18 protein-coding genes and 1 pseudogene are annotated in these 17,843 nt (G+C 36.0%); 3 read left to right on the top strand and 16 right to left on the bottom strand.

Going from position 1 to position 17,843, the window contains the following annotated elements:
* Window positions 1-367 precede the first annotated feature (367 nt).
* The 3 genes from N9R04_RS10710 (at window position 368) to N9R04_RS10720 (ending at window position 1,913) form a co-directional block, all read left to right on the top strand.
* Window positions 368-706, top strand: coding sequence for a hypothetical protein (locus N9R04_RS10710; protein ID WP_262856755.1), 339 nt, complete (start codon window positions 368-370; stop codon window positions 704-706).
* Window positions 707-776: 70 nt separating this feature from the next.
* A complete protein-coding gene (locus N9R04_RS10715; protein WP_262856756.1) occupies window positions 777-1,046 on the top strand; it encodes a hypothetical protein in 270 nt (89 codons plus the stop codon).
* Window positions 1,047-1,082: 36 nt separating this feature from the next.
* Window positions 1,083-1,913: an ATP-binding cassette domain-containing protein gene (locus N9R04_RS10720; protein WP_262856757.1), complete on the top strand. Its 831-nt coding sequence runs from the start codon at window positions 1,083-1,085 to the stop codon at window positions 1,911-1,913.
* A gap of 953 nt (window positions 1,914-2,866) precedes the next feature.
* On the opposite strand, the pseudogene N9R04_RS10725 reads toward N9R04_RS10720, so the two are convergent.
* The 16 genes and pseudogenes from N9R04_RS10725 to N9R04_RS10800 all read right to left on the bottom strand — a co-directional run.
* Window positions 2,867-3,394, bottom strand: a pseudogene (locus N9R04_RS10725) (group II intron maturase-specific domain-containing protein); the annotation flags it as partial.
* A gap of 304 nt (window positions 3,395-3,698) precedes the next feature.
* On the bottom strand, window positions 3,699-3,962 hold the full coding sequence (locus N9R04_RS10730) for a Veg family protein (protein WP_262856759.1): 264 nt from the start codon (window positions 3,960-3,962) through the stop codon (window positions 3,699-3,701).
* A 99-nt stretch (window positions 3,963-4,061) separates the two neighbouring features.
* Window positions 4,062-4,952 carry a 16S rRNA (adenine(1518)-N(6)/adenine(1519)-N(6))-dimethyltransferase RsmA gene (gene rsmA, locus N9R04_RS10735; RefSeq protein WP_262856760.1) on the bottom strand — a complete coding sequence of 297 codons (891 nt, stop codon included), beginning with the start codon at window positions 4,950-4,952 and terminating at the stop codon, window positions 4,062-4,064.
* 5 nt (window positions 4,953-4,957) lie between these two features.
* Window positions 4,958-5,500, bottom strand: a complete 543-nt coding sequence (gene rnmV, locus N9R04_RS10740; RefSeq protein WP_262856761.1) for a ribonuclease M5 — start codon at window positions 5,498-5,500, stop codon at window positions 4,958-4,960.
* A 483-nt stretch (window positions 5,501-5,983) separates the two neighbouring features.
* Window positions 5,984-6,757, bottom strand: coding sequence for a TatD family hydrolase (locus N9R04_RS10745; protein ID WP_262856762.1), 774 nt, complete (start codon window positions 6,755-6,757; stop codon window positions 5,984-5,986).
* 49 nt (window positions 6,758-6,806) lie between these two features.
* Entirely contained in the window at window positions 6,807-8,786 is a 1,980-nt protein-coding gene (gene metG, locus N9R04_RS10750; protein ID WP_262856763.1) for a methionine--tRNA ligase, read from the bottom strand.
* A gap of 262 nt (window positions 8,787-9,048) precedes the next feature.
* The gene (rsmI, locus tag N9R04_RS10755; RefSeq protein WP_262856764.1) at window positions 9,049-9,882 is read right to left on the bottom strand and encodes a 16S rRNA (cytidine(1402)-2'-O)-methyltransferase; all 834 of its coding nucleotides are present in this window, start codon (window positions 9,880-9,882) and stop codon (window positions 9,049-9,051) included.
* Window positions 9,879-10,133 carry a GIY-YIG nuclease family protein gene (locus N9R04_RS10760; protein ID WP_262856765.1) on the bottom strand — a complete coding sequence of 85 codons (255 nt, stop codon included), beginning with the start codon at window positions 10,131-10,133 and terminating at the stop codon, window positions 9,879-9,881. Before N9R04_RS10760 ends, rsmI begins: the two co-directional genes overlap by 4 nt.
* Window positions 10,126-10,851, bottom strand: coding sequence for a tRNA1(Val) (adenine(37)-N6)-methyltransferase (locus N9R04_RS10765; protein ID WP_262856767.1), 726 nt, complete (start codon window positions 10,849-10,851; stop codon window positions 10,126-10,128). The genes N9R04_RS10760 and N9R04_RS10765 overlap by 8 nt, the downstream gene beginning before the upstream one ends.
* Before the next feature lie 104 nt (window positions 10,852-10,955).
* Window positions 10,956-11,297: a DNA replication initiation control protein YabA gene (yabA, locus tag N9R04_RS10770; RefSeq protein ID WP_262856768.1), complete on the bottom strand. Its 342-nt coding sequence runs from the start codon at window positions 11,295-11,297 to the stop codon at window positions 10,956-10,958.
* 14 nt (window positions 11,298-11,311) lie between these two features.
* Window positions 11,312-12,115 (bottom strand): PSP1 domain-containing protein, encoded by an 804-nt coding sequence (locus N9R04_RS10775; protein ID WP_262856769.1) that lies wholly within the window; start codon window positions 12,113-12,115, stop codon window positions 11,312-11,314.
* Between the two features lie 2 nt (window positions 12,116-12,117).
* Entirely contained in the window at window positions 12,118-13,044 is a 927-nt protein-coding gene (locus tag N9R04_RS10780; protein ID WP_262856770.1) for a DNA polymerase III delta subunit-related protein, read from the bottom strand.
* A 257-nt stretch (window positions 13,045-13,301) separates the two neighbouring features.
* Window positions 13,302-13,631: a cyclic di-AMP receptor DarA gene (darA, locus tag N9R04_RS10785; RefSeq protein ID WP_262856771.1), complete on the bottom strand. Its 330-nt coding sequence runs from the start codon at window positions 13,629-13,631 to the stop codon at window positions 13,302-13,304.
* Between the two features lie 29 nt (window positions 13,632-13,660).
* The gene (gene tmk / locus N9R04_RS10790; RefSeq protein WP_262856772.1) at window positions 13,661-14,278 is read right to left on the bottom strand and encodes a dTMP kinase; all 618 of its coding nucleotides are present in this window, start codon (window positions 14,276-14,278) and stop codon (window positions 13,661-13,663) included.
* Between the two features lies 1 nt (window position 14,279).
* Window positions 14,280-15,617 (bottom strand): Orn/Lys/Arg family decarboxylase, encoded by a 1,338-nt coding sequence (locus N9R04_RS10795; RefSeq protein ID WP_262856773.1) that lies wholly within the window; start codon window positions 15,615-15,617, stop codon window positions 14,280-14,282.
* A 218-nt stretch (window positions 15,618-15,835) separates the two neighbouring features.
* Window positions 15,836-16,879, bottom strand: a complete 1,044-nt coding sequence (locus N9R04_RS10800) for a PTS sugar transporter subunit IIC (RefSeq protein ID WP_262856774.1) — start codon at window positions 16,877-16,879, stop codon at window positions 15,836-15,838.
* Window positions 16,880-17,843 lie beyond the last annotated feature (964 nt).

The following is a 17,843-nucleotide window of genomic DNA, read 5'->3' on the forward strand; positions in this document are numbered from 1 at the left end:
TTTTAGTTTGAACTTCTTTGAATTTTTATAAATGTATCATTATAAAGTTATATATAAGTAGGGTAACATATTTAAAATGTAATTAAAGTGTTTTCTTGAAAAAATCCACCTAAATCGTGAAATTATTGCCTTAATTCGTATTACTATCTATTATTTTCATATTAAGTTGTTTGAATCAATTTAATAATTCAGCACACATTCTACTATTACCATATATAGTACTAAAAAGTTATATTACAAAAGCTAACTCGTTACTAACGATAGCTTATCAAGGTACTGATACAATATTTAATTCTCTTTCAGGTATTCTAATATCATTAGTTGGAGTTTTTTTCTATGTATATATATAATTCAATATTATTCGTCATTGCAGCATGTCTTTTTTTTTCTAAAAGTACCTGATTTTTCAAAAGATAACTCATCTCTTACACTGAAGGAATTTTTCCTAGATAGATACGATGGGTTCAGATTTGTCTTTTCTTTTATAATCATCAAATTACTTGTCGGATTTCTTTTGTTAAACTTTGCTTCAGGTATGACATTGGATGTACTGCCAGAATTTTCTTTTAATAAAGGAGGAGAATCTTATTATTATGGTTTATATTTAGCTAGTTTATCAATTGGAGCATTATTAGGAGCATTATCATCAAAATATTTTGATCGTTTTCCTTTAGGAAAATTACATATTTTCATGTTCTTTTTTTAGCTCATTATGTTTTATTTTCACAATATATTCTAATATTACTTTTTCCATATTATTTTTTTCTCTAACTTGGGTGCCTATTGGTATATCTAACGTTTTGCTACTTTCTACAGCTCAGAAAATAATAAGTATTGAAAAAATAGGAAGTGTTTACATTGTAATTAACAGTTTAAGTGTTGCTGTAATGCCTGTAGGTTCTTTATTCTCAGGTATTATATCTAAATATATAAATTCTCATTTAATTATGTTAATATGTGCAATCATATTTTTAGTTGTCTCTATAATATGGTTTACAATTAAAGAGTTAAGAACTCTTCCAAAAACAGAAAAAATAAATTTATAATGTATTCTATATAAAATTTGAAAGGAGACTATAATTATGAAATCGTCAATAGAGGCTCATAATGTTTCTAAAGATTTAGATCATATATGTATATTAGAAAATATGAATTTTCACATACCTAAAAATTCAATCACTCTTATAAAAGGAAGTAATGGTTCAGGAAAAAGTGTAACTTTAAAATTAATTGCACAGTTATATAAAGTAACGAGGGGTTCTATAAATATTAATGGACAAATAAGCTATGCTCCTGATCATTTTCCTGATTATTTAAACTTAACAGTTGAAGAATATTTAATATTTGTCTCAAAATGTTATAGAATGTCATTTAACAATGATAAATTAAGAAAAATGATTAAAGGCTTAAATTTACATAATTTTCTAAATTATAAAATTAAAAATTGCTCTAAAGGAACTCAACAAAAAGTAAACCTCGCACAATGTCTAATAAAAAATGCAGACATTTATATTTTCGATGAACCTTTTGTTGGTTTAGATAACAATTCTATAGATTATTTAATAGATTATTTATCTAATTTGAAACAAACAGCTACCATCGTTCTAAGTTCCCATGAAAGGTATATTAATGAAAGATTAGTAACTGATATAATAAATATAGAAACAAAACTACATACTTCAGTACAAAATCAACGTAAAAATAAAAAAATTATAGTTTTAGATAACTTTTCCAATATTGAACCATCCGAAATTGTCAATAATAGTGACTTTGATTACAATATAATTGAAGAAGACAATAAATTAAAATTAAAAATTTGTGTCCCTTTAACTATAACAAATAAAGTGCTATATGAACTAATTCAAAAAGGGGCAATAATAGACACTGTAAAGAATGAGGAGGATAATGAATGAGTTTTCTTACTTATCAATTCAAAAAATTTTTCCGCTCTTATTCATTTATACCTCCATATGTAACTCATATAGTATGGATTTTCATTTTTTACTATTATAATAATCAAAATATACTATCTAGCTATGCTGCATCTACTATCATTTTATTCTTAATCTCGTCGTGGATAACGGTTACTATTTTTGATTTGGAACTAAATAGTGAAAAACATTTACTCTTTGTACAATTAAATTCCAAACTTAAATTTTTGAATTTGAAAATATTTTTCTCCTTTATTTCTACAACACCATTAATAATTATTTCTATCATCTTTCCTATTATTACATATAGGTTTTCTGAAGCTATGACTTTCCAATACCTCTTCCTAAGCATATACTTACATATTATCGTAGTTATGTTAGGTGTTATTCTCGGAACGTTTAGTCGCATACAAACTATATTGTCTAGAAAGTATAGTTGGTTATTATTAATGCTACTTACTTTACTATCAATTATTAAATTTATATTAGTTAACAATCAACATATTTTAAAATATATTTTAATTATTGTCCCTTCCGTAGGTGGATTTTTAAACTATTTCAATCAACCTATTTCAAAATTATGGAGTTCTGACTTTCTAATCTTTAATATTAGTATAATGGTATATATAGTAATAGCTCTTATTTTAATTAACTTCATATATAAATACTCAGAGTATTATTAATGTGCTCTGTTGAAAATTTGGAAAATAACTAACATAGTGCTAGTTTCATGACATGGTGAAAACCGTAGATTTTACTGGCCTACGGTTCTTTTTTATATAACGTGGACATACACTTTACTTACACTCTTATCTGTCTAATGTCATAACTTTTCCCTTTCTTAACTTAATGAATATAAATCAAGTAGGAGAAGAGCCATTAGTTGACTATTCGTCCTCTCACGCCGCCAAGCATACGGGGCCGTACTTGGTGGCTCAATATGTTGCGTAAGCCAGCTCTGCAAGTTCGACTAAAGGTATTAGTCCCCACTTGTAGAGTTGTTTTGTTGTAAGTGCACTATAAACCTCGTGCGTAGACAATAAGCGTCAGTATTTCTTACGTAATTGTGCTACTCTCAATGCAATCTGTTTATCAAGTCCATATTGGCGCAGCATCTTATATTTTGTTCTTGTTCGTTTCCATCTCTTGAGTAGGAGTTGTCTAATGCGTCGGTTTAACCATGATTGTAATTTCGTTATGAAACCTTTAGTAAACCCTCTCCCAAAGTAGTTTATCCATCCTCGAGTTACTTGATTAATTTCTGTTATAATCTCTTTGAAGGTGCCTGGTCTATTTCGTTTCGTTAGACGTCTTAAGGTGCGTTTTAAATTTTCTTTTGCAGCCGGAGTCGGTCTGAAACGATAAATGCCATCTACTCTGGTCATTAGACAACTCAAGAACGTTAAACGTGTGACAGTACCTACTTTACTCTTTTCCTTATTTACAATAAGTTTAAGGTCTTTCACCGTCAAGTTGTTGCCCATGCCAGGCGAACAAAAGATTAAGCAGCGCAATACTGCTTAACCTCTGGATTTCCATAACCAGGCCTATCTGACAAAGAGCCTAATTTCTTCAGTCTAAGTGCAGTAAATATGACGAATATAAAAAGAGATATATTGGCAATGATTGTACCAACATATCTCTTTTACCTATCCTTTAAATTGCAGCTTGTTTATTTCTAAACCATCGTTCTGAATTCATGAAGTTAGAATAACCCACGACAAGAGCTACTCAACTATGTATATCACTATAACTCTTTATTATACCTTAGTGCGCAACTACTTCTTGATGATTACCTTCTTCGAAAGAAACCTGAACGTTATCAGTGAGAACATCTGTATATGTGTAAGATACGCGCTCAAAATTATGTTTGTCAGGATCAAGTTCAACGATAAAGACAGAAGCGTAAGTCTCTTTTAATACACCTGAACGTTCAATCGTCTTTTTACGCCCTCCATTAGCTTTAAGAACGATACGGTTCCCTAAATGACAATCAAGCGAATTTTTAATATCTCCAATACTCTTTGGCATATTATTCCACCTCACTACAAATTGTATCGTAACATAATTTGTAGCATATTGTCAAATAAACAATTTATTTTATCAACCTTATAAATTATTGTCAATATTTTAAATTTCTAGTTCTGGGAAATTTTTCAACTCTGAATACAGTTGCTCAAATTCGTTTATAGAAAGCGTCTCTCCACGTCTACTGAAGTCGATATTAGCCGCTTCAAGCCAAGCCGCTATTACTTTTTTATGCTTCTTACCATCGACAAATAAGCTCTGATAATTGTTATAGATCGTTTTGCGTCTTTGAGTAAATGCCCCTCTAGTCACTTTAAAGAATGTCTCTTCATCATCTACAGCTACCTCCGGATGAGGTCTTTGCATTAATTTAACTACTATCGACTCGACATTAGGTGGAGGCATAAATACGGTTGTCGGTACGGTCAGGACTTTACTTGTTTCTGTATAGTATTGAGCGACGATGGACAAGGAGCCATATGCTTTCGTTCCCACTTGAGCATTCAGTCGTTCCCCTACTTCTTTTTGCATCATGACTACATAGCCATCTACAGGTAGGGACCGCTGCATTAAATTGAGCAATATCGGCGTGGTGATATAATATGGCAGATTTGCGACCACCATAATACGTTCACAGTGACTCAAATATTCTTGAATATAGTGTGCTATATCAGCCTTTAAGATGTCTTCATTAATGATATTGACATTGGAGTAAGCACTTAAACTATCGTTTAATATTGGGATTAAACGCTGATCAATTTCAAAAGCCATCACTCTCTGAGCCCTTTTGGCAAGTTGTTCTGTTAATGATCCCATACCAGGGCCAATCTCAATCACACCTGTAGTGGCATCAATTTCACTTGCGTCTATTATTTTCTGAATGATATTGACGTCTACTAGGAAGTTCTGACCTAAACTTTTTTTAAAGTTAAAACCATATTTATTCAGTAACTCTCGTGTTCGACTAGGCGTCGCGATATCTTTGTTCTCCATAGTTGCTATTCACTCCCTTCTTCTAATGCTTTACGCACATCTTCTTCTGTATAACCAAACGCATTTAACTTTTTCAACAATTGCTTACCATTTGAATGGCCGATATGTAACCGGCTTCCTAATAAATCTCGACGTCGACGCGCATCCTTCCCTATGATTAAGCCTAAATCGATAAGTGTTGCTTTACTTATCGTTTCATGCCCCTCTTCGTAAGGGCTGCTCACATGGGTTAGAGCCTCTCGAATCGCTTCGAGTCCAGCATGTTCTACCCCAATCTTACCTTGTTTGTTCTTAGACAATTTCCGGTCTATATAGGCATGCTTAACACCATCGACATGTTCTGCAATAGTGTTCCTTATCTTATCACCCGGGAAATCCGGATCTGTAAATACAATCACGCCGCGGGCACGCTGCGCTTCTCTTATGATGTCTAAAGTCATAGTATCTATCGCGCTACCATTTGTTTCAATCGTATCGCAATCAACTGCTTGTTGAACGCGCATGGTATCATCTCTACCTTCGACCACAATAAACTCTTTAATCTTCAAATCTAGGACATCCTTTTACTTATATATTCAATGAGCGCTATCATTCAATATCCGATAAATAAATGTAGCAAGTGTTAGTGAAAGCGATATTGCTCTAAACAAGTATTCAACACCTCTATGTAGTAGCCATGTTGAGAAACACAGTTAGCTCCAACTCTTCTACTTGAGTTTTCCTTGAAGAGACTGGGACATAATGTAATGTCTCAGCTTCTTTCAGCATCTTGGCAGTAGATGACTGATTTGAAAATGCGCTTGTATCAAGCTTTTTTCAATTCTAGTCATCTTTGCCGGGGCGGGACTACGAAATCTTTTTATTCAAATTAGATTTCTGTCCCACTCCCATTATATAATTTCTTATTTTTCTTTTTAACAACCTATAAAAAGGGCGTCGGTATAACACCAATCGTTCTTACTATTAAAGTTTCACAAGCAAACTTCAATACAACGTAGACCCATTGGTTAACACCGACACCCATATTTCAACTATGAGTTTAAATTAAATAAACGTTCTGCATTTTGAGTTGTTTGACGACAAACTTCTTCATAACTCACATTCTTTAACTCTGCGATCTTCTCTGCCACAAGTGTTACTCGAGCCGGTTCATTACGTTTTCCACGATAAGGATGAGGAGAAAGGAACGGTGCATCTGTTTCCACAAGCAAACGATCAAATGGTACATGTTCGGCTACTTCTTTAGGTTGCTTCGCATTTTTAAACGTCACTGGCCCGCCTAATGAGACGTAGAAGCCTAACTTGTTTATAACTACATCAGCAATTTCAGGCGAAGCACTAAAGCTATGCATGATACCGCCTACTTCTTCTGCATGCTCCTCTAATAAGATATCTACACAGTCTTGAGTAGCTTCCCGATTGTGAATGATGATTGGCAAGTTAACTCGTTTAGCTAAAGCGATTTGTTTTCTTAATAAATCTTGTTGCACGTCTTTAGGGGACTTATCCCAGTGATAGTCTAATCCTGTTTCTCCAATACCTATAACTTTAGGATGAGAGGCTAAGTTCTCTATCCACTCTAGACGTTCCTCGGTACAATCAATTGCATCGACAGGGTGCCATCCAATAATAGCGTATAAGAATTCGTATTGATCAATCAATTCCATCGCTCTTTCAATAGTTGGAGTATCAAACCCTACGACAAACATACGGTCCACACCGTTATCTCTCGCTCGTTGAATAACCTCTTCTAAATCCTCGTCATATTGCTCAGCGTTGAGATGTACGTGAGTATCTATAAGCATCAAATCTCTCCTTATACAGTTAGCACAAATTCGTAGTTAATTGAGTCAGTTATTTAATAACAGCACCATTAGGGATAGCATTAGGCAGGCTAACTAAAGTAAGTACGCCATCTTTCTCAGCTGATAATATCATTCCTTCTGATTTATATCCCATCAGTTTAGCTGGTTTCAAGTTTGTGACAACAGCTACTTTCTTTCCAATAATGTCTTCAGGTTGATAGAATTTAGCAATTCCTGAAATAATTTGACGATATTCGTCTTCAAGCTCCACTTGAATCTTTAATAACTTATCTGATTTCTTAATTTGTTCAGCATCTGTTATCGTCGCTGCTTTAATTTCCACCTTATCAAATTGTTTGATATCGATGCGTTCCTTTTGGTCCTCAGGCGCATGATCTTGTTGAGTTGCTTGTGCTGGTGGTTGCATAGATTTTTTGATATACGCAATCTCTTTTTCACTTTCTAAGCGTGGAAAGATCGGTTTTGGTGTTTCAGTTACAATGATAGGTTCTGTTATAGCGCCGTACGTTGTTAAACTATCTAACTCATACAATGCAGGCGTGTTGATGTTAAGTTGCTCAAATATTTGTTTAGGTGCATGTGTTAAGAACGGACGTAGTAAAATAGCGATGTAACGAATATTCTCAACGAGATGTGCCATCACATTTCCTAACATATCTCTTTGAGCTTCATCTTTAGCTAATATCCACGGTGTAGTTTCATCAATATATTTATTTGTACGGCTGATCAGCTTCCATATCGTAGATAATGCTACTGAAAATTGTAGATCATTCATATTTTCATGGAATTCTTCCACTGTATTTTGAGCAAGCTGTTCTAATTCAGCATCTACTTCGTGTTTTTGCCCTTGGTAAGCAGGTAATTCACCATCGAAATATTTGTTTATCATTGAAATCGTACGGTTAACTAAGTTACCTAAATCATTGGCTAAATCATAGTTAGTACGCTCTACAAAGCCTTCTGGTGTGAAGACACCATCTGAACCAAATGGTAACTCTCTCATCAAGTAGTAACGCGTAGCATCAAGGCCGTAACGATCAATCAGTACATTAGGGTCAACAACATTGCCTTTTGACTTACTCATCTTACCATCTTTCATCAATATCCAACCGTGAGCAAAGACTTTTTTAGGTAGTGGAAGGTCTAAAGCCATGAGTAAGATCGGCCAAATAATCGAATGGAAACGGACGATTTCTTTAGCCATAATATGGATGTCGGCCGGCCAATATTTTTGGAACAAACGATCGTCGTCAGATAAGTAACCTAGTGAAGAAATATAGTTAACGAGCGCATCTATCCACACATAGACCACGTGTTTAGGATTTGATTTCACACGTATACCCCAGTTAAATGAAGTACGAGAAACAGCTAAGTCTTCAAGTCCCGGTTTAATAAAGTTGTTAATCATTTCATTCTTACGAGAAGGGGGTTGAATAAAGTCAGGGTTCTCATCATAAAATTCTAATAAGCGATCTGTGTATTTTGATAATTTAAAGAAGTAGCTTTCTTCTTTAACAAGTTCTACTTCATGTCCTGAATCCGGGCTTTTCCCTCCAACAATTTCACCGTTCTCATACACTGGGTCTACTAGCTGAGTTTCTGTATAATACGTTTCATCAGGTACTGAATACCAACCTTCGTACTCACCTAAGTAGATATCTCCCTGGTTCAAGAGACGTTCAAAGATTTGTTGCACAACCTCTTTATGACGCTCTTCTGTAGTACGAATAAAGTCATCGTTTGAAATTTCAAGCTTATCCCATAGCGCTCGAATACCTGCTATCATTTCGTCTAAATATTCTTTTTCTGTTTTGCCTGCTTTAAAGGCTTTCTCTTGAATTTTTTGGCCGTGCTCATCTGTTCCTGTCAAATAACGAACATCATAGCCTTGCATCCTTTTGTAACGCGCGATAACATCACCCGCGGTTGTTGTATAAGCATGCCCAATATGCAAATTACCACTCGGGTAATAGATTGGAGTAGTGATATAAAAAGTTTCTTGTGCCATTAATGTTCCTCCTCAGTTTCTACATTTTAAATGATAGCTAACATTCGAGCTCATATCAATGAACTTAAATTGCTTAACTATACACTTGAGCGCCCATCCATCGTCCTTTTTTATAACGTTAATTTAATTCCTTTAGAGTTCTGTATCAGTGGTCATATCAATATGCCCTATCTTTTTTACAATACCATAAAATATGATAGTTATGGGCTCTAAATTACTTTTTTACTATTAAATGTGAACGCGCATATGCTGATTAAGTCACTTATATTTCGTGATAAATGTTGTAAATTTCACTTGTTTTTGCCTCTCGATCTTTAGCTACTGCTTTAATAGCAGCTTTAGGCTTCATATTTTGAGCTTTGTAGAATTCTACATGCTCCGTTACGCTCATCTCTTCAAACCATTGATGGTCTTTCTGATTTGGAGCACCCTCTACTAAGATAACAAACTCTCCCTTAAGAGGAATATTGTGACTTTTTACAGCATCTAGTAGATCGTTTACTTGGCCTGTTTCTACTTGTTCAAATCTTTTAGTTAGCTCTCTACCTATCGATATTTGTCTCGTTTCGTCTACTTTCATAATCGCTTTTAAACTATCTTCTACTCGATAAGGCGATTCATAAATAATGAGTGTACTATCTTCATACATTCTCTGTTTGAGTATGCTCAGTTTATCTTTCTCCTTGCGCGGTAGAAATCCTATAAATGTATAAGTGAAAGAGGGTAACCCACTCGCCATAAGGGCAGTCAAACCTGCATTAGGCCCAGGAACGGTTTCAACAGAGAGACCGTGTTCTCTTGCAGCTACTACAAGTTCATAACCCGGATCGCTTATCAACGGTAAACCTGCGTCTGAGACAAGAGCAATAGAACAACCCTCTTTTAATTTAGTGATTAAGCGCATCGTTTCTTTCTCTTTATTATGATCGTGATAAGGCTTTAAAGGCGTATGTATTTCATAATGCTGGCACAGCTTTTGAGTCACTCGTGTATCTTCACAAGCGATTAAATCGACGCGTTTTAAAGTCTCTACAGCACGATATGTGATATCACTTAAATTACCTATAGGCGTGCCTACTAAGTACAATGTGCTCATTGCGATCCCTCCCCAATTAACGCTAGCTTTTCTTCACGTGAATACTGTTTGATTTCATATTCTCTCTTCAATGCTTTCGATTTAGACGTATACATTTCCTGATAAACTAACACTACCGGTCGTCTTATTTTGGTATATTTAGCACCTAGACCTTTATTGTGTTTAATCACGCGCTGTGGCACATCTTTTGTGTAACCGGTATAGAGACTCTCATCTTTACACTTCACTATATACACATAGTGGCTATCCATAATAAACCTCTCTCATTTCTTCCGTGTACTTTCCTTCATTATCATAGATATAAAAAGGCGATTCAATAGCGAGTGAACCACGCCCACCTTGCCTTCCTTCAACGATTATCATTTGAGCTTTTTTCCCAGGTTTACTGTAGATGAATCTGAGCTGTTTCGGCTCTAAACAGTACTCGCGCATCGTCGTTAAGACGTCCATTAGACGGTCAGCTCTATGTACCATAACCAGGCGCCCGCCTTGTTTAAGTAAGTGTCTAGCGGCTTTACACACATCACTTAAGTTACACTTTATTTCATGACGTGCGATTTTGTGCGCTTCTTTTAAATGTTGATGCCGCTGATCTGTTTTAAAATAGGGTGGGTTGCAAGTCACAACATCATACTGTGCTGGCTGAAATGCTTGATACACATTCTTCAAATCTAGGTGATGCATCTTAAGGCGGTCCTCTAGGTGGTTATAGAGAAATGATCGCTCCGCCATGTTTACGAGGCGTTCCTGTATCTCTATGCCTTCAATAAGTTGACTTGACTTAGCGCTCAGGAGTAGTTGGATGATACCATTACCTGCGCACAAATCTATGATTCGATCTTTATTTTTAATCTTAGTAAAGTGCCCGAGTAGAACGGCATCCGTTGAAAAAGAAAACACCTCATCATTCTGGATAATCCTTAGTTGTTCTTTAATTAAGTAATCTAAGCGTTCCTGTTCTGCTAACATTATACTTAACCACCTTTAAGTTAGAAAAAGGATAGAATGGCGATACCTATCATCGTCTAAGCCTATCGCAATCATCCTATCCTTCATCATGTAACATTATAGCTTTAATCATCTAGTACTTCTAAACAGAATAAACAATCTGCCCCTTTACGATGCTTACCAAATAATTCGCCATTGCATATATGGAATCCTTCTTTATACAACATCGCTAAATTGTCTTTACTACGGAGAGGCTTTTTAGGTTTTTTGGTATTACCAGCTTGTGATCCTTTTATGCCATCAGCTTTGTTTATTAATGATTGAAGATTGTCGTTTTCAATTTGAAGCGCTACATTTTCTTCAATGAGCTCTACAGCTATATTTTTAAGCTCACTGATATTATGATTGATGCTTTCAACATCTTTCTCCAACAACGTCAATCGTTGAAACATTTCACTACGATCCAACGCTCATACGCCTCCTATTTCAATGCTTCTAACTCTTCCATTTTGTACTCTAAAGGCTGCTCTACCCCTTCAATTTTGACCTGCATAGTAATGTCAAGAATATTGAGACCAATAACCTCACCATGACCTTCAGGCGTTGCAACAGCGTCGCCTACATCAGGTAGCTGAGCACGTGCTTCTTCATAGTGCTCATTCTCATATTTAAGACAGCACATTAACCGTCCACAAGCACCAGAAATCTTGGTAGGGTTTAACGATAAATTCTGTTCTTTGGCCATCTTAATTGAAACTGGCTCGAAATCTCCTAAAAATGTTGAGCAACATAAAGATCTCCCACACGGACCGATGCCGCCCAACAATTTAGCTTCGTCACGAACACCAATTTGACGTAATTCAATACGCGTTTTCAGCTTTTGAGCTAATATTCTAACCAGCTTTCTAAAATCTACTCGATCCTCAGAAGTAAAATTAAAGATCACCTTCGATTTATCGAGTATGTATTCACAGTTGACCAATCGCATATCTAAATCTAACTGAGAAATCACTGCTTTACAAATATCGAAAGCTCGTGCGGCATCAAGTTCATTTTGTCGATACTGAGCCATATCTTCCTCAGTAGCCACACGAACGATCTTCTTTAAAGGCAAAGTCACATCTTCATCCGCTACATCGAGTGGCTCATGTTTAATGTAACCTACTTCAATACCTCGTTGAGACTCTACGACAACATACTGACCTTCCTCTAGATCAAAGTGTTGTGGAGAATAGTATTCTAGATTTCCAGCTTTTTTAAAATACACACCTACCACATTTTGCATCCTTACTTCACCCCATTTATGACGATTTGTTCAAATACGAGTGTTGGGTTCACATTTTGATTCAATTTTTTATGTGCTTCAGTGATTTGATCATACATTAAAATGATTTGCGTAGTGTCCAATTTCTGAGCATACTGCGCCATATAACTAGTTAAATCTGAATAAACAAGGCGTTGATCTAAACCCACCTTGACGTGCATAATATCTTCAAAAAAGCCATTCACAGCAGCTAGAGTTAGCAGCTGTAAACGTCTGTTTTTCGCATGTTTCAATAAGTCTACTATTGTGATTAATGCCATAGAATAGTCATTAATCATTAAGTGACACCATCTTAAGATAAGTTTACGTAAAGCTAATAAATCTGCTTCTTCATTAAGTGCTAAAGCAGTCTCTACTTGCGTCGTATAAGTGCTTAACATTTCAGCTACACCTCGGGATAGCTCGTTCTCTTCCAAACGACGAATAAACTGCTCTTTGTCAATTGGTTTAAAGTATATATGTTGACACCGAGAGTGAATAGTATCAAGAATTTGTTCTGGTTTCGTAGTAAGCAAGATAGCTATAGTATTGGCTGGCGGCTCTTCTAAGAACTTTAATATACTATTTTCACCTTGAACCGTAAGTTTTTCAAAGGATTCGATGATATACACTTTATGTTGACTTTCGATAGGCAATTGGTTCATATGACGTACTAGTTGCTCGATTTGTTCTTTCTTTATAGTATTTTCCTCTGTAGATATATATAGAAAATCTGGATGATTATGTTGCTCTACTTTCGAGTGACATTGTTCATTGTCAGCGCAAAGAATACGCTTACTAAACTTTATAGCGGTTTCTTTCATTGACTCGCCATCATCACCTTCAAATAAGTAGGCATGCGAGAGGCGATTCGATTGATAGGCTGCCGTCAACATCTTTAATTCATCCATCACTATAGCTCCTTTATGTAAAAAGGTTGCGATATATGCACCACGCTAAAAAATATATCGTATGAAACGATGATGTCTTAACACGAGGCTGGGACATAATGTAATGTCTCAGCCTCTTTTAGCATCTTGGCAGTAGATGACTGATTTGAAAATACGCTTGTATCAAGCTTTTTTCAATTCTAGTCATCTTTGCCGGGGCGGGACTACGAAATCTTTTTATTCAAATTAGATTTCTGTCCCGCTCCCAAACGTTAATATTAAAATTGATGGAAAGCTTCAACAGGCATTACAAACACAGTTGCGCCCCCAATTTCTACTTCTACCGGATATGGGATATAAGAATCAGCACTTCCGCCCATAGGTGTAATTGGGGAAACGAGTTGCTCTCTATTTCCGCAAGTATCGTCTATAACTTTAAGAATATCATCAACACGATCGTCATCTACACCACATAAAAATGTAGTGTTACCTGCTTTCAAAAAACCACCAGTTGTAGATAATTTAGTTGCTCTGAAATTATGCTTAACGAGTTCATCTGAGAGTTCCTGACTATCTTGATCTTGAACGATCGCTATAATCATTTTCATACTATAAAACACCTCTTCATAACATTATATCACATTTCTTCTAAGTATTTGATGATTGATTCATACACGGTGTTTATTACATCTTCAATACTTCGCTCCGCATTTACAATATTAAAACGGTTAGGTTCATTATGGATAATTTTCTGATAACCTTCAACCACTTTCTCATGAAAATTAATACTTTCTTGATCTAGACGATTCTGTTCACGTTGATTCTTAAGGATGCGTTCTAGTCCTGTAGAAACACTAATATCTAGATATATAGTGAGATCAGGGTATTTACCGTTGATTGCAAATTCGTTGATTTGACGCACTTCATCTAGACCTATCCCTCTAGCATAGCCTTGATAAGCCAGTGAGCTATCTATATAACGATCACATAACACGATAGAACCTTCACTTAAAGCAGGAAGGATCTTTTCCACTAAATGCTCTCGTCGTGAAGCTGCAAATAATAACGCTTCGGTACGATTATCAATTGCTTCTCCCTCCAGCAAGATTCGCCTTATCTCTTCACCAACTGTAACGCCCCCAGGTTCACGTGTGAGTACCACATTATAATCTTTCTCTAACCGTTTAGCTACTGCTTGCAACACAGTTGTCTTACCTGATCCCTCAGGGCCTTCGAATGTTATAAAAGCTGACATACTATTCATCCTTAATCATTATTTTATCATTTACAATTCCTTCAACTCTAAAGTCTGAATGCGACCATTGCTTTAGTAATTCTAGCATATTTGACGTGATGACCTCTCCCTTAAACATAATCGGAATGCCTGGCGGATATGGAACGATAGAGCTTGCTAGGATGGCACCTTCTGCCTTTTCTATAGCAACTTCTTTTGAAGCACGAATTAAAGTGGGTCGAAAGCGTCCCTCTTGTGTCCTAACGTTCAGTGCTCGCTTTGATAAGGGAGCTCTTTTTTCAACCTTTAACTTTTCAATTCGAGACAGCAGACTCTCAAATTGAAAGGAATCTCCTTCGTGCCAAAGCGGAAGAATAAGCAGCATCTGCTGATCATCGGCTAACTCACAGTACACCTCTTCATCCTCGAATATTCTCTGCACCTCGTGTCCAGTATACCCTCGTAAAGACACATTCAATTTAAGAGGGTCTTCTACTTCTTCGATGTAAAAACCTCTACTTTTCAGTTGCTGAATAAGTTTTTCTCTCTTTTTAAAAAACATTGTACTCTCATATGTTTGATAAAAATGATGAGCAGCCTCTAAACTTGTCATAAGTAAATACGAAGGACTAGAGGATTGATAGAATGTTAGATAGCGACGAACTAAATGACGTAAAGGTGCGTCTTTATGTATAAATAAGACTGAACTCATAGTGAGAGAAGGTAAAGTCTTATGATAGGACTGAACCACATAATCTGCGCTATAGTTTAGCGCACTTCGAGGAAACCCCGCCAAGTCAAAGTGAGCCCCATGCGCTTCATCGATCAGCGTCGGCACACTTGATGATTTACAACGCTCTATTGTAGATTCGATATCAAATGTTTCTCCGTAATAGTTCGGATAGGTAAATACTGCCAGTTTCTTATTAGATAGAATTCGCTCTGATAGTTGTGGTGTCACATACTGATGTGTCGCATCACTCAATTCCATCTTAGTTAACGCGGCTGAAGCCTGATTTATTTCGAGCCCATGAAACACAGATTTATGAGCGTTTCGAGCAATTAAATATTCTCCATCCTGGTTAGCAAATGCTTGAATTACTGCCAAGATACCACTCGTCGTACCATTGACGAGATAGAACGCTTCATAATCTTCATGTTTAGATAATCCTTGCATACTCTCTTTAATAACACCTTCTGGTTGATGGAGATCATCTAGACCGGTTATTTCAGTCATATCCATTGCCCAATCCAGTTGTGCTAAATGACCTATCGTATTATTTTTATGACCAGGCACATGCAGTGAAATAGGGTCTTTCTCTAGTAAAGCGCGCATATACCTATTCAGAGGTTGTTTCATTCATCCTCACACTCTCAATATACTTTTCTCTTATTATAGCACTTTCTTTCACTACTAAAATTAACAAAAATGAGAGCAAAACAGAAATAACTTTGATTTCTCAGTTTCGCTCTCACTAATGTTGATATTTGGATAACTATCTTTTGACAAGATTTGAAAATGTATCCCCTTTATATTAAGGAGATTATCCTATATTGAGTCATTGTCCTGTATAGCGCTTAATTACTTGAAGATTTACTTTTACCTTTAAATAGTGATTTAAAATCAATATTTATCAAGTTAAAGTGTTTAATAATGATACTAAAGACAAAACCCCAAACAAAGCTGTTAATAGCTACGGCAACTATCGTTATGACTGACTCCATTGGACTATTAAAGCCAAATAGCACGATAGGTCCGGCCACTGGGGTAGCTACGCCTTTTGCATCAATGATTAAACCACTAAACGTTACAATACAACCATTAACAATACCTACTAGCGCGTTAACACTATATAACTGTAGCGGGTATTTAACAATTTGATCAATTTGCGTAAGAGGCTCTATACCTACTGATATACTCTTCGGCCAATCGCCTATACCTAAACGTTTGAATAAGACACCATTTACAAATGATGCTCCCATACAAGTAAGCGCTCCGATAGCCATAGGGTTGCCTGTAATACCTAGGAAGCTTGCAACTACCATCGAACTGAGTGGTGTCATTCCGGTAACAGGCATCAAAATACCTAGAATAGCTGCTAGTAGATAAGGGTTGCTATCGCCGACAGTTGAAATCGCATTACTAATACCTTGTAGCATCATCGTTATACCCGGGTTGATTAAAGTAGCAATGCCATATGTAATAGCTGGAGCCACTAAGATAACTACGATTAAATTTAGTCCCTCTGGTACCTTCTTATCAATAAATTTAAGTAAGAATGAAATAAGATACGCACCAATAAAAGCAGGTAGTAAGCTAAAATCGTATAAAACTAATCCTATAATGACTGCATAAACAGGAGATACTTTCATCTTTAAACATGTGAGCACACCGACTGCAACACCACCGAGACTACCAAGAGTCTCTCCTATGTGTTGCATCAGACTTATATTAAATATACCGCCAATCACGTAGCTTAAAAAGGCTTGAGGTAAAAAGGTGGCACAAGCTGCACCAGATAATGCCTCAAGTCCCGACTTTCCGTATGGAGCAAATTTTAGGAATAAAATCATTGCTACGAGTAGCAATAGCAATGTACCTCCGCCTATTAACATTTGCATCCAAAAAACTCCCTTCTATTACCTATAATTATAAAATATACTTTCACCCTACATTTAATAACCGAAGTATCGTGCAATAAACGTAAAAATAATAATATTATTAGACTTTTTTACACTTTTATAACTTTTAAAAATGATTTCCAATTTTGTGATAATCGTTTTGAGTTAATTTAGAAGGTTCTTTTAACAGGATATTATTTTATCTCACTTTTATCTTCTTTGTGTTTGAACATGATATTTATTAATGGATGTTTTTATTCAAATCATACAGATGCTTGGCTTAATCAATTAACAATATTTCACTTTTTCAGCGACCGGAAGATCTTTTCATCATCGTCTGTTCGCAGTTCCAAATTTTTAACATTTTAAACTTTACGTTTAAATTATGGTTAACTGAAGTATTTGCTCCTCTCATTAAGTAAATAGCACTAAGACGATCTCTTTGTATAAAAACCGTCTTAGCGCTTATTATGCCAATTCTTCATATGGCATGACTTAGATTTACTAGGGGGATAGTTCTAACCGCCCCAACTTGCATGGCTTGCGGAAACTGTTTACTCAGTTTCTCTGTGTTGGGGCCCCTCCCCAACTTACTTACCCCGAGTAAGCTCGTTTCGTCTTTCGCTTGTCTCATCGATCCTAGGCATGTTGACCTCGATGAAGCTAATTTTCAGAAGTTAAGGGAGCGGGACAGAAATCTAATTTGAATAAAGAGATTTCGTAGTCCCGCCCCGGCAAGGATGACTAGAATTGAAAAAAGCTTGATACAAGCGCATTTTCAAATCAGTCATCTACTGCCAAGATACTGAAAGAGACTGAGACATTACATTATGTCCTAGCCTCCCTTTCGGGCTTAACTGCTATAAAAAAAGAGCCCTTTCGGGCTCAATTGCCTGGCAACGTCCTACTCTTGCGGAACGTAAGTCCGACTACCATCGGCGCTAAGGAGCTTAACTTCTGTGTT

This window comes from Staphylococcus marylandisciuri (assembly GCF_025519785.1).
GTDB classification, from domain to species: domain Bacteria; phylum Bacillota; class Bacilli; order Staphylococcales; family Staphylococcaceae; genus Staphylococcus; species Staphylococcus marylandisciuri.